The following is a 12,279-nucleotide window of genomic DNA, read 5'->3' as shown; positions in this document are numbered from 1 at the left end:
GCCGGACCGGCCGAGCCGGGACCAAGCCGGACCGGGCCGGAGCCGGACCGGACCGAGCCGGGCTGGGACCGAGCCGGGCTGGGACCGAGCCGGGCTGGGAGCCGTCAGGTTTGGGGCGGGGACGTGAACACGCCCAGGTGGTTTCCGACCGGGTCGATCAGGTGCGCCAACGTGAGGCCGGTCGGTGTCGTCCGCGCCGGCACCAGCACCCGACCGCCGGCCGCCTCGGCCCGCCGACAGGCGTCCGCGACGTCGACGACCTCGGCGTAGAAGATCGCGTAGTTCGGCGACGTACCGTCGGTCGCCCGGATTCCCCCGCCGATCCCGGTGTCGCCACCGGCCCCGGTCACCCGGTAGGAACCACCGTTCGCCGCGCCCTCCTCCGCGAAGGTCCAACCGAACAGTTCGCCGTAGAAGCGCTCCGCCTCCTCCGGTCGGTCGGTGGCGATCTCGAACCACGTGATGGGCGTCGCGGACATTGCTGCCTCCAGGTTTTCCCGTGCCGGCCGTTCGGCCGTCGTCTGGAGCAGTCTCGGGGTCGTCCGCGACACCGTCCTGTCGGTGTTTTCCGGCTACGCCGTCGGATCCGTCGGTTCGTCCGCGACCAGCCGCAGCCGGTGGACCAGGTCGGGCCGCCGGTTGCCGTGCCAGAAACTGAAGTGCTCCGCCTCCGCCGCGGAGATCGGCTCGTGGTACAGCTCCAGCTCGTACATCCGCACCACCAACTCGCAGGTCTGCTCGCCCAACCATTCGAGCGGGCGCCCCCAGCCGGCCGCACCGCCCCGAGCCCTGGCGAGCAGCCTGCCGACGAGCGCCACCCACCTGGCGTTGACCGCCTCGTCGCGGCCCAGGAAGGCGAGCACGCATCTGACCATCGGCGCGGTCTGGCCCACGATCAGGTCCTTGATGTCCAACTCCGCAAGGACGTCGGCGACGAACGCGGGCGACAGGTCGGTGTCGAGGGCCAGCCGGTCCAGCAGGAAGGCGGCCAAGGTCCCGTCCGGCGACGTCGGCGCCGGTTCGAGGCTCGCGAGCACCCGCCGGTACACCCGCTCCCGCTCGGGCAGCGGCGTGGAGTGAAGTGGCAGGAGGGCGAGATCGAGCAACAGCCGGGCCTGCGAGCGGTCGCCGTCCGAAAAAGTCAGGAAGCAGTCGAAGGCATCGAAGGGCCCCTTTGTCGAGAAGAGTCTCGCTGCCGGCTCCATGCCGTGCAGCACCGTCTCGCCGTCCGGGTCGCACTCGAAGTGGACGCTCCGACGCCACAGGTCCAGATCGACATCGGGGAAGTACCCGTGTGACCCGTCGACATCAGAGGTGATGTCCAGCCGGCCGGGAAAGTGCCACCGAGGATCGGACTCCACGGGCACCGACTCGATGCGGCGGCTCAGTGACAGGGTGAGCCGAGGATGACCCTCCTGCCAGTGCCGGATCGGGTTGACGAGGGTCAGCAGACCGAGGTACGCGGCGTCGTCCAGGTGGGCCCGCCACTGCAACGCCTGCCTGCGCCAGCTCCGCACGGGCTCCGCACTGGACGGGAACACCTCGCCGCACGGCAGGTCCCGGACACAGAGGGCGAGCAGCAGCAGGTTGGCGGCGTACACCGCGCAGCGCTCCGGCAGGTGCAACCGACGCGGCCGGTACGCCTCGTACCGGCCGCCGGGCGCGGTTCGGATGTCACAGCGAACAGCCGCAGCAGCAGGTCCAGCGCCTCGGCCCGGTGCTCCTCGGGCCACGCCGCCAGTGCCTCAGCCACGAAGGCGACCACCGGCGCCCGGTTGGCGAGCACGGCGAACGAGAGCAACGCGTGCAGCGGGGCATCGTCGACGGGCGCATCGTCGAGCACTGTCGCGGCCGCACGCGCGACCAGGTCGTGCAGGACGAGCGTGGCGGTGCGGGCGATGAGGAACTCGCCGAAGGTCGCGTGCAGGAACTCGTAGGTGTGCGACAGCCCGTGCTCCCGCGTCGCGGTGGAGCGGTGCACGAAGAAGAACCTGCCCAGCACGATCTCGGCGGCGCTCAGCGACGCCCGCTCGTCCTGCCGGGTCGTCGGGGTCCTCCGCCCGAGGAATGGCAGCGCGGCCAGGTCGGCCTCGAGATCGTCCTCGCTCACCCACTGCACGCCTCGGTTGAACATGCTGAAGGCGACCACCGAGAGCCGGCGCAGTTCTTCCTCGGTGGCTCGGGCCAGGTCCCGCTCCGACAACCCGGCGGACTGCTTCGAAACCTCTCGGTGGGCGAACCGGGTCAGCAACCGTTCGTACAACTCACCGCGCCCCAGCGCGCCAGCCGAGCGGAGGTCGTGCCCGTCCGCGTCGTACAGGGCGAGCATCAACAGCAGCAGCGGCTGCTCGGCGAGTTCCCGGTGCGCCCGCACCACGTCCGGGTCCAGCCCGCCGGTGCCCGAGGCCCGGAAGACCTCGGCGTTGACCCGGTTCCAGGTGGCGACCCAGGTGCCGATCCTGGTCGTGTCGAACGGCTCCAGCAACACCGCGACCGCGCCGGGCGGCGGCTGGGCGCGATCGGCGACGCTCGTCCGGGTGGTGACGAGCACCGCGACCGAGCGTCCCTGATCCGCCTCACGACGTTGGAACGACGCCACTCTGCGCAGGTAGTCGGTCTGGCTGGCACCTGTCGCCTGGAGCAGTTCGTCGAATCCGTCGAGCAACACGACAGGCATGGCGTCGCCGGCCGACCGGACCAGTTCCGGCCAGCTGAGCCGCTCACCGGTCGCCGTGCGCACCGCCTGTTCGATCTGATCTTGCAGGTCACCGGCCGCGTACACCTCGCGCAGCACCACCCGGATCACCAGGAAGTCGGCGGCGGGTAGCTGGGCGGCGAGGATCCGGGTGAGCACCGACTTGCCCGAACCGGGCTGACCGAGCACGAGCAACGGCGCCGTCGTCGCGCCGGGCGAGGTCAGATGCACCACCAGCGACTGCCACAGGTCCTCGCGGAGCGGGTGGCCCCGCCACCAGCTCTCGTCACTCGGGCGCGCACCGGTGCCCAACTCGGCGATCCGACACAGCGGCGGCACGTAAGCCTCACCGAGCGTCGGCATCCGCAACCCCGCCGGCACCTCCCCCGAGGAGACGATCGGCCGGCGCAGATCGGCGGCGTAGGCGGCGGCAAGACCAGCCCGTCGGTCGGAGGGAGCGCGGCCGGTGGACATGGCGACCAGCGTCCGGCGCATCTCCTCCAGCCCGACCGAGATCGCCTGGAGCTGCTGGCGGGTGGCCTCGTGCTCCTGCAACCCGAGCCAGAAGTTGACCTCGAAGAAGTCCTCCGCCAACCGCGTCAACAGGTCGCGGTGGCGGTCCACGGCAAACTCCGGGAGCCGGGACAGTGCCAGCGCGGTTCTGCTGCGCAGCTGGTGGTCCGCCTGATCCCAGACGGCCAGACCTTCGACGAAGGTCAGCAGCCGGGCGGCGAGACCGTCGTAGTACGTCGCGAGGGACTCGCGCAACGCCGGGTACGGCAGGTGCGGCCCCGGCAGCGGCGCCGCCGTGCCGAAGAACGACTCCACCACGGCGTCGCCGACCGACCCGGCACCGGCGAGCACCAACTGCTCCCGCTTGTCCACTGCCAGTTCGGCCGCGTCCACGGGCAGGTCGACGTCGCGCAGTGCCTCGAAGAAGGCGGTCACCGCGATCACCGCGTGCGCCGCCTCCAGACGCTGCGTCCGGCCGTACCGGGACAACCCGGAGCGTTCTTCGGAGACGGTGCGGACCAGTTCGTGGCCGAGCCGGACGAACTCCGCCTTGGCGTCGAAGATGCCCAGGGCCCCCGGCACGCCAGCGGCCGACGCACCCAGCAGCGACCAGCCCGTCAGCTTGTCGAACCAGGTGACGAACCGGCTGTTCTCCCCGCCGAGCAGACGGACGGCGTCGGCGTAGCTGAGCGTGTCGGGCACGCGGTCCTCCCCCGGAACGGCAGACCTGCCAGCGTCCCGGATTCCCGCGCCGGGTGCTGTCAGCTATCAGACCAGACTCAGCGGGCGGACCCGCCCGTGCGGGATGTCGAGATCCGTCGGGCGGAACTCCCGGACCACCACCTCGGGCAGCGGGTGGACGCCGAGGATCCGGTCCGTGCGGAAGCAGCGCAGCTCAGCGCGGAGGCGGCACCAGGCCACCAGGTACCAGTGTCGGGTGTTGCCGAGGTAGCCCAACGGTTCGACGTCACGGACCGAGTCGGTGCCGGCCCGGTCCGCGTACCGGATGCGCAGCACCCGCCGCGCGGCGACCGCGTCGGCGACGGTGGCCGGGACGGGCGTGGCCGGCCCGTCACCGATCAGGTGCACCCGGCCGGCGAGCCGGTGCGCCTCGGCGGCGTCGGCGGCCGGCAGCACCGCCAGCAGTTTCCGCAGCGCGGTGGCGCCGGCCCGGCGAACGGCGTGCCGGCGAGGCGGTGCAGCGCCACGGCCATCGCGACCGCCTCGGCGGCGGTCAGGTTGACCGGCGGCAGGGTGTGGGCGCGATCCAGCACGTAACCGCCGGTGCGCCCGGGCTCGGCCCAGATCGGCACCCCGGCCTGCTGGAGCGCGCCGATGTCGCGTTCGATGGTCCGGCTGCTCACCTCGAAGCGCACCGCCAACCAGCGTGCGCTGCGCGGCCGGGGCGACACCGCCCGCAGCTCCTCGACCAGCGCGTAGAGGCGATCCGTGCGGTTCATGCCCGGCAGGCTACGACCGGGGTACGACGCCCGCGGGCGGGCCTGGTCAGGCGATGCAGGCGCAGACGATCAGCGCGGCGCCGAAGTGGGTGGCGGCGCTGACCCGGGCCGCCGGGTGCGGCTGGTCCGAGCAGATCACCTCACCGAGCTTGCCGGGGGTGAGCAGGTCAAGGACCACGAAGGCCAACGCCATGATCCCCAACCCGACCAGCCCGAAGACCACGGTGGAGGCGAGGCCCTTGCCGAAGTCGCTGTAGCTGGTCAGGATCGCGGTGAAGACGATCCCGGCGATGCCGAGCTGGTTGGCGGCGAGCAGCAGCCCGGCGTTGGCGTTGCGGTCGACCCAGATCAGGTCCCGCAGCCGGCCCGGGGTGAGCAGGTCGACCAGCCCGAAGCCGGCCGCCATGAGCCCGACGCCGACGATCCCGAACACGACGCTCTGCCAGGCACCGCTGAACAGATCCTCCAGCACCGACTGCCTCCCGACTCTCCGCCCGGAGGGGGACCGGCGCGGTGATCGAGACGATAGCGGCCGCGCGCAACGGCGTCAGCCCCGCCGCCTACAGCGCCAGGTAGCGCTGCCGCTCGTACGGGGTGACCTCGCGCCGGTACTGCTCCCACTCGGCCCGCTTGTTGCGCAGGAAGAAGTCGAAGACGTGCTCACCGAGCACCTCGGCGACCAGCTCGGACTCGGCCATCACGTCGATCGCCTCGGCCAGGTTCTCCGGCAACGCCTCGTAACCCATGGCCCGCCGCTCCGCGCTGGTCAGCGACCAGACGTCGTCCTCGGCGCCCGGCGGCAGCTCGTACCCCTCCTCGATGCCCTTGAGGCCGGCACCGAGCAGCACCGCGAAGGCGAGGTACGGGTTGGTCGCCGAGTCCAGCGAGCGGACCTCGACCCGGGCCGAGTTGGGCTTGCCGTACGCGGGAACCCGGACCAGCGCGGACCGGTTGAGGTGACCCCAGCAGACGTACGCGGGGCTCTCGGTGATCCGGTCCGGCAGGTGCTGCGGGAAGAGCCGCTTGTACGAGTTGACCCACTGGTTGGTGACCGCCGTGTACTCCCGGGCGTGCACCAGCAGGCCGGCGATGAACGACTTCGCCACCTTGGACAGCTTCATCGGGTCGCCGGAGTCGTGGAACGCGTTGCGCTCCCCCTCGAACAGCGACAAATGGGTGTGCATGCCGCTGCCCGGCTGGTCGGTGAACGGCTTCGGCATGAAGCTGGCCTGCACGCCGGTGGAGAGCGCGACCTCCTTGACCACGTGCCGGAAGGTCATGATGTTGTCGGCGGTGGTCAGCGCGTCGGCGTAGCGCAGGTCGATCTCCTGCTGGCCGGGCGCGACCTCGTGGTGGCTGAACTCCACCGAGATGCCGATCCGTTCCAGCGCCAGCACGCCCTGGCGGCGGAAGTCGCGCGCCACGGCGTGCGTGGTGTGCTCGAAGTAGCCGCCGGTGTCGACCGGAGTGGGCAGCGACCCGTCCTGTGGGCCGTTCTCCAGCAGGAAAAACTCGATCTCGGGGTGGGTGTAGAAGGTGAACCCTTTCTCGGCGGCCTTGGAGAGCGCGCGGCGCAGGACGTGCCGGGGGTCCGCCCAGGAGGGGCCGCCGTCGGGCAGCAGGATGTCGCAGAACATCCGGGCGCTCTCGCCGCTGACCCCGCCCTCGAAGGGGAAGACCTGGAACGTGGTCGGGTCGGGCATGGCCACCATGTCCGATTCGAAGACCCGGGCGAAGCCCTCGATCGCCGAGCCGTCGAAGCCGATGCCCTCCTCGAAGGCCGCCTCCAGCTCGGCGGGGGCCACCGACACGCTCTTGAGCGTGCCCAGCACGTCGGTGAACCACAGCCGCACGAACCGGATGTCCCGCTCTTCCAGCGTCCGGAGGACGAACTCCTGCTGACGGTCCACTTCCCCAACCCCTCGCGACACTCTGCTGTCCGCCTCGGCCGGGCTGCACCCGACCTGATCGCCCAGTGTTCCCGGGCCTGGTTACGCAGACGTTACGCGAACTACCGCCCGCCGTCCCCTCGTGTCCCGCCCGGCGAGCGCACGCCCCGGCCGGCGAGCGCCTGCCACCGCAGCGTGGCGGCCGTCTCGTCCGAGGGTGGAGATTGTGCCGAGCGGGCTGGGGCAAGATGAGGGCATGCCCACCCTGCGTCTCGCCCTGTCCCAGGTCAACCCGAGCGTCGGCGACCTCGCCGGCAATGCCGACCTGGTCCGCAACTGGACTCGCCGGGCTGCCGACGCCGGCGCCCAGTTGGTGCTCTTCCCGGAGATGATGCTGACCGGCTACCCGGTCGAGGACCTGGTCTTCCGGCGTTCCTTCGTCGCCGCGTCCCGGGCCGCCGTGCAGCGGCTCGCCGCCGACCTGGCCAGGGACGGGCTCGGCGAGCTGCCGGTCGTGGTCGGCTACCTCGACTCCGACGGGCCGCCGCAGGTCAGCGGGGACGCCGAGCCGGGCCGGGGGGCCCGCAACGCCGCCGCGCTGCTGCACCGGGGGGTGGTGGCCGCCCGCTACTTCAAGCACCACCTGCCCAACTACGGGGTCTTCGACGAGGACCGCTACTTCGTCTCCGGCGACACGCTCACCGTGGTGCGGGTCGGCGGCGTGGACGTCGCGCTGACCATCTGCGAGGACCTGTGGCAGGACGGCGGCCCGTTCGCCGCCGCCCGGCAGGCCGGCGTCGGCCTGGTGGTCAACATCAACGGCTCGCCGTACGAGCTGAACAAGGACGACATCCGGTTGCCGCTGGTCCGCCGCCGGGCCGCCGAGGCGGGCGCCACCATCGCGTACGTCAACATGATCGGCGGCCAGGACGAGCTGGTCTTCGAGGGCGACTCGATGATCGTGAGCGCCGACGGTGAGCTGCTCACCCGGGCCCCGCAGTTCGTCGAACACCTGCTCGTGCACGACGTCGACCTGCCGGCCGCCAGCAGCTCGCCGGGCGGGGAGGCGGTGGCGGACAGCATGCGGGTCGTGCACCACACGCTGGACGCCGTCCCGCCCGCGCCGTCCGGGCCGACCGTCACCGGCGGGCTGATCGAGCCGGTGGCCGACGAGGCCGAGGTGTGGCAGGCACTGGTGCTGGGCCTGCGCGACTACGTCAACAAGAACAGGTTCCCCTCGGTGGTGCTGGGTCTCTCCGGCGGCATCGACTCGGCGGTGGTGGCCGCGCTCGCCGTCGACGCCCTCGGGCCGGACCGGGTGGTCGGGGTGTCGCTGCCCAGCCAGCACTCCTCCGAGCACTCCCGGGAGGACGCCGCCGACCTGGCCAGGCGCACCGGTCTGGACTACCGCGTCGAGCCGATCCAGCCGATGGTGGACGGTTTCCTGGCGAACCTGTCGCTGTCCGGGGTGGCCGTGGAGAACCTCCAGGCCCGGGTGCGTGGCGTGATCCTGATGGCGCTGTCGAACCAGGAGGGTCACCTGGTGCTGACCACCGGCAACAAGAGCGAACTGGCGGTCGGCTACTCCACCCTGTACGGCGACTCGGTGGGCGGCTTCAACCCGGTCAAGGACGTCTGGAAGACGCTGATCTGGCGGCTCGCGAAGTGGCGCAACACGGACGCGAAGCGGCGCGGTGAGACGGCGCCGATCCCGGAGAACTCGATCGGCAAGCCGCCGAGCGCCGAGCTGAGCCCGGGCCAACTGGACAGCGACAGCCTGCCCGACTACGACGTGCTGGACCCGATCCTGATCGGCTACGTCGACGGTGACCTCGGCCGCGACGGGCTGGTCGAGTCGGGTCACGACCCGGCGGTGGTGGACAAGGTGCTGCGGCTGGTGGATACCGCCGAGTACAAGCGCCGGCAGTCCGCGCCGGGCACGAAGATCTCCATGAAGGCGTTCGGCCGGGACCGCCGGCTGCCGATCACCAACCGGTGGCGCGAGCACGGCTGAGCCGTACCCCTGGGGTGTCGGGTCGGGAGTGACATCTTGCACTGGGCCCTGCCGTTGGCGCGTCTCGCGGTGCGACGATCGCGACGGAACCCGGGGACCGCGCAGGCGGCCTCGAGGAAGGGAGACAGAGATGGTGGAGTCCACTCCGAACGAGGTGACCGCGCTGTACGGCGGCCCGGCCACCCGACGGGTCCGTACCCGCGACCTGCTGGCCGCCAAGGAGCGCGGCGAGCGGTGGCCGATGCTCACCTCGTACGACCAGTACACCGCGTCGATCTTCGACCAGGCCGGCGTTCCGGTGCTGCTGGTCGGGGACTCGGCGGCGAACAACGTGTTCGGCTACGAGACGACCCTGCCGATCACCGCCGACGAGCTGCTTCCGCTGGTCCGGGCCGTGGTGCGGGCGACCCGGCAGACGCTCGTCGTCGGTGACCTGCCGTTCGGCTCGTACGAGGAGGGCCCGGCCCAGGCGCTGCGCACCGCCGTGCGGTTCATGAAGGAGGGTGGCTGCCACGCGGTGAAGCTGGAGGGTGGCCGCCGCTGCGCCGCCCAGATCGCCGCGATCGTCGGCGCCGGCATTCCGGTGATGGCGCACATCGGCTTCACCCCGCAGAGCGAGCACACCCTGGGCGGCTACCGGGTGCAGGGCCGGGGCGACACCGCCGACGAGGTGCTCGCCGACGCGCGGGCGGTGGCGGAGGCGGGCGCGTTCGCGGTGGTGCTGGAGATGGTGCCCGGCGAGGTGGCCAAGCGGATCACCCACGAGTTGCCGATTCCCACGGTGGGTATCGGCGCCGGCCCGGACACCGACGCGCAGGTGCTGGTCTGGCAGGACATGGCCGGCCTGCGGACCGGCAAAGCACCCCGCTTCGTGAAGCGGTACGCGGACCTGGCCGGTGCCCTCACCGAGGCCACCCGCCGGTTCGCCGACGAGGTCCGGGGCGGCGAGTTCCCCGCCGCCGAGCACACCTTCTAGCGGCGCTTTGCCGATGTCGGGGTGCCCTCGCACGGGACACCCCGACATCAGCACGGATCAGAGGTCGGTGACCCGGATGCCGGCGTGCGCCTTGTAGCGCTTGTTGATGGCGATCAGGTTCGCGGTGAACGCCTCGATCTGGTGGGCGTTGCGCAACCGGCCGGCGTAGATGCCGCGCATTCCGGGGATCCGGGCGGCGAGCGCGCCCACCACGTCGACCAGCTCGCGGTCCTCGGTGCAGATCAGCACGTCCAGGTCGATCCGGTCGACCTCGGGGTCGGCCAGCAGTGGGGCGCTGACGTGGTTGAACGCCGCACACACCCGGCTGTCGGGCAGCAACGCGGCGGCCTGCTGCACGGCGCTGCCCTCGGCGACTGTCAACGCGTACGGGCCCTGCTTGTCGAAGCCCAGCGGGTTGACGCAGTCGATGACGATCCGGCCGGCGAGCGGCTTGGCGAGGGCGGCGACGGTGGCGGCGTGCCCGTCCCAGGGCACCGCGATGATCACCACGTCGCTGCGGCGGGCCACCTCGTCGTTTGCCGCACCGGTGACGCTACCGCCGGCCGGCACCCCGGGCAGGGCGGCGATCTCGGCGGCGGACTCGGCGGCGCGCTCGGCGGACCGGGACCCGATCAGCACCGTCTGGCCGGCTCGCGCGAACCGGTAGGCGAGGCCCCGCCCCTGGTCACCGGTGCCACCGATGATGCCGACCGTCAACCCGGAAACGTCGGGCAGCGTGCTCGCGTCGTATGCCATGCGCTCATCCTTGCAAACCGCCCGGCCGGGCAGCCATGCCGAGCGTTGTGACAATGTCCGCCGCCCCGCCCGGCGGGTCAGGCAGCCGCGCGACCGGTCCGCGCATCGTCACACCGCCGCCCACGCGAGGGGCGCGGGCAGCGCGCGCCACGAGATCTTGGACAGTTTCCGTTCCTGCCGAACGGAAACTGTCCAAGATCTACGGGTAGCCGCACCGAGGAAGCGCGACGCCGGGAGGCCCGGGTCAGGCCAGCTCGAACAGGACGGTACGGGCCGCCGGGTCGGCGGTGACCAGACGGACCCGGACCCGCTCGCCGAGCGGCAGTTCGCCGAGGCAGCGGGCACGCACCGGCGGGGCGTCCAACGCGACGGTGCCGCCGGCTGGCCGGGGACGGGACCGGCCGTTGGGCGGGGCGTCGACGTCCAGCACGGCCGCGTCGAAGGTCTCGCCCACCCGGTGTTGCAGCACCGCCGCCTCGGCCAGGTCGACGGCGCCCCGGGAAGCCGCCGAGGCGATCCGGTCGGTGCTCGCCATCACCTCGGGCAACCGGGGCAGCGCGGCGCGGGCCCAGTCGGGCACCGCCCGGCCCGCGTGCAGGGCCAGGCAGACCTCGGTGGCGTACCGGTCGGCCAGCCGTCGCAACGGCGCCGTCACGTGGGCGTACGCGGCCGCCACGCCGCCGTGCTCCGGCTGCTCGGGCACCGTCCCGTCGAAGGCGGTGTACGCGGCGCCGCGCATCAGCTCGGCCGCCTGGTCGATGAACGCGGCGGCGCGTGGCTGGGCGGGGTCCAGGGCGGCGAGCACCTGACCCGGGCCCACCTCGTCGGCCACCGCAGGCCCAGCGGCTCGGCGGCGGCCCGGAGCCGCTGCACCGCCTCGGGTTTCGGCGCGGCATGGTGCGCAGCACGCCGACCCGACCGGCCAGCATGATGTCGGCGGCGGCCATCCCGGTCAGCAGGGAGATCTGCGCGTTGTGCTCCTCCATCGGCGCCGGCGCGCGCAGCACCAGCCGCCAGCCGGCACCGTCGGGTTCCAGATCCTGCTCGGGCAGCGGCAGGTTGATCGCCCCGCGACGCAACCCTCGGGCGGTCAGCCGGTCACCCAGCTCCGGCAGCAGCGCGATCGGGTCGGGTAGCCGCCCGGCGTCGGCCGCCGCCTGCACGCCCGGGTAGTCGAGTTTGGCCCGGCTGCGAACCAGGGCGCGTTCCAGCTCGACGGCCACCGTGCCGCCGTCGGCGTCCAGGTCGATGGTCCAGACCACCGCGGCCCGGTCGTCGTCGGGCAGCAGGCTGGCGGCACCCTCGCTGAGGGTGTGCGGGTGCAGCGGCACGTTTCCGTCGGGCAGGTAGATCGTCTGCCCGCGCCGCCAGGTCTCCGCCTCCAGCGCGCCGCCCGGCGTGACGTGCGCGGCGACGTCGGCGATCGCGTACCGCACCCGGTAGCCCCCACCCGGGCGGCGGGCGAGGTGCATCGCCTGGTCCAGGTCACGGGAGGTGGCCGGGTCGACAGTGACGAACGGTATGTGGGTGCGGTCGACGGGCGGCCGCGGCGGTGCCGCAGCCGCCTCGTCCGCTTCACGCTGGGCGTCGGCCGGGAATTCCCCGGGCAGGCCGAGCTCGCGGCGCAGCGCGCCGAAGTCGATGCGGGGCGCGAGTACGCGTCGGATGACCACGGGTCAATCCTGACAGCGCCACGGGTGATCCGCTTCCGGTGACCGGCCGGGAATTCCGCCCGAGGCACCAGCGGGACGGGCCGAGGTGACCCGCTCGCTCAGCCGGTCGCCTTGCGCGCGGTGCTGCGCGTACCCCTCGCGGCGGCGGCCGGGCGGGCCGGCGACTTGCGGGCGGTCACCGTGCGGGCCGGCGCCTTGGCGGCGGCGGTCTTCTTCGCCGGGGCCTTCTTCGCCGCCGCCTTCTTGCGCGGTGGTCGACGAGGTGCCGGTCGCCTTCGCGGCGGGGGCCTTCCGGGCCGGAGC

Annotated in this window: 11 protein-coding genes and 1 pseudogene; 2 read left to right on the top strand and 10 right to left on the bottom strand. The window is 72.4% G+C overall.

Annotated features, from left to right (window positions below; genetic code table 11):
- Positions 1-104: 104 nt before the first annotated feature.
- The 7 genes from JM949_RS27230 to glnA all read right to left on the bottom strand — a co-directional run bounded on the left by JM949_RS27230 (position 105) and on the right by glnA (position 6,578).
- Positions 105-479, bottom strand: a complete 375-nt coding sequence (locus JM949_RS27230; protein ID WP_203151088.1) for a VOC family protein — start codon at positions 477-479, stop codon at positions 105-107.
- Between the two features lie 93 nt (positions 480-572).
- A complete protein-coding gene (locus JM949_RS27225; RefSeq protein WP_203151087.1) occupies positions 573-1,517 on the bottom strand; it encodes a hypothetical protein in 945 nt (314 codons plus the stop codon).
- Entirely contained in the window at positions 1,445-3,910 is a 2,466-nt protein-coding gene (locus JM949_RS27220) for an NACHT domain-containing protein (protein ID WP_203151086.1), read from the bottom strand. The genes JM949_RS27225 and JM949_RS27220 overlap by 73 nt, the downstream gene beginning before the upstream one ends.
- A 66-nt stretch (positions 3,911-3,976) precedes the next feature.
- Positions 3,977-4,345 carry a helix-turn-helix transcriptional regulator gene (locus JM949_RS37810; RefSeq protein ID WP_309232349.1) on the bottom strand — a complete coding sequence of 123 codons (369 nt, stop codon included), beginning with the start codon at positions 4,343-4,345 and terminating at the stop codon, positions 3,977-3,979.
- The gene (locus JM949_RS37805) at positions 4,288-4,668 is read right to left on the bottom strand and encodes a helix-turn-helix transcriptional regulator (protein WP_238433972.1); all 381 of its coding nucleotides are present in this window, start codon (positions 4,666-4,668) and stop codon (positions 4,288-4,290) included. Before JM949_RS37805 ends, JM949_RS37810 begins: the two co-directional genes overlap by 58 nt.
- A 46-nt stretch (positions 4,669-4,714) precedes the next feature.
- Positions 4,715-5,140, bottom strand: coding sequence for a DUF350 domain-containing protein (locus JM949_RS27210; RefSeq protein ID WP_203151085.1), 426 nt, complete (start codon positions 5,138-5,140; stop codon positions 4,715-4,717).
- An 88-nt stretch (positions 5,141-5,228) separates the two neighbouring features.
- Positions 5,229-6,578 carry a type I glutamate--ammonia ligase gene (gene glnA / locus JM949_RS27205; RefSeq protein ID WP_203151084.1) on the bottom strand — a complete coding sequence of 450 codons (1,350 nt, stop codon included), beginning with the start codon at positions 6,576-6,578 and terminating at the stop codon, positions 5,229-5,231.
- A gap of 235 nt (positions 6,579-6,813) precedes the next feature.
- Between glnA and JM949_RS27200 the strand changes: the two genes are divergently transcribed.
- Together JM949_RS27200 and panB are read left to right on the top strand one after the other, a co-directional pair.
- Positions 6,814-8,571: an NAD+ synthase gene (locus JM949_RS27200; RefSeq protein ID WP_203151083.1), complete on the top strand. Its 1,758-nt coding sequence runs from the start codon at positions 6,814-6,816 to the stop codon at positions 8,569-8,571.
- A 130-nt stretch (positions 8,572-8,701) separates the two neighbouring features.
- Positions 8,702-9,547, top strand: a complete 846-nt coding sequence (panB, locus tag JM949_RS27195) for a 3-methyl-2-oxobutanoate hydroxymethyltransferase (protein WP_203151082.1) — start codon at positions 8,702-8,704, stop codon at positions 9,545-9,547.
- A gap of 57 nt (positions 9,548-9,604) precedes the next feature.
- On the opposite strand, the gene npdG is transcribed toward panB, so the two are convergent.
- The 3 genes and pseudogenes from npdG to JM949_RS27180 all read right to left on the bottom strand — a co-directional run.
- Positions 9,605-10,303, bottom strand: coding sequence for an NADPH-dependent F420 reductase (gene npdG / locus JM949_RS27190; protein WP_203151081.1), 699 nt, complete (start codon positions 10,301-10,303; stop codon positions 9,605-9,607).
- 244 nt (positions 10,304-10,547) lie between these two features.
- Positions 10,548-11,976 (bottom strand): annotated as a pseudogene (locus tag JM949_RS27185) (RNB domain-containing ribonuclease).
- Positions 11,977-12,074: 98 nt separating this feature from the next.
- Positions 12,075-12,279, bottom strand: a 205-nt coding sequence (locus JM949_RS27180; RefSeq protein WP_203151080.1) for a hypothetical protein, incomplete at its 5' end; no start/stop codon positions are given.

The organism is Micromonospora tarensis (genome assembly GCF_016803395.1).
Classification (GTDB): Bacteria; Actinomycetota; Actinomycetes; order Mycobacteriales; family Micromonosporaceae; genus Micromonospora; species Micromonospora tarensis.
The sequence above is the reverse complement of the archived record's forward strand: the minus strand, read 5'-3'. Positions and strand labels throughout refer to the sequence as shown.

What these genes read in the sequence shown, in the direction of transcription:
- JM949_RS27200 (WP_203151083.1), top strand. Translation starts at nt 6,814, where the DNA reads ATGCCCACCCTGCGTCTCGCCCTGTCCCAGGTCAACCCGAGCGTCGGC.
- JM949_RS37805 (WP_238433972.1), bottom strand. Translation starts at nt 4,668, where the DNA reads ATGAACCGCACGGATCGCCTCTACGCGCTGGTCGAGGAGCTGCGGGCG.
- npdG (WP_203151081.1), bottom strand. Translation starts at nt 10,303, where the DNA reads ATGGCATACGACGCGAGCACGCTGCCCGACGTTTCCGGGTTGACGGTC.
- panB (WP_203151082.1), top strand. Translation starts at nt 8,702, where the DNA reads ATGGTGGAGTCCACTCCGAACGAGGTGACCGCGCTGTACGGCGGCCCG.
- JM949_RS27230 (WP_203151088.1), bottom strand. Translation starts at nt 479, where the DNA reads ATGTCCGCGACGCCCATCACGTGGTTCGAGATCGCCACCGACCGACCG.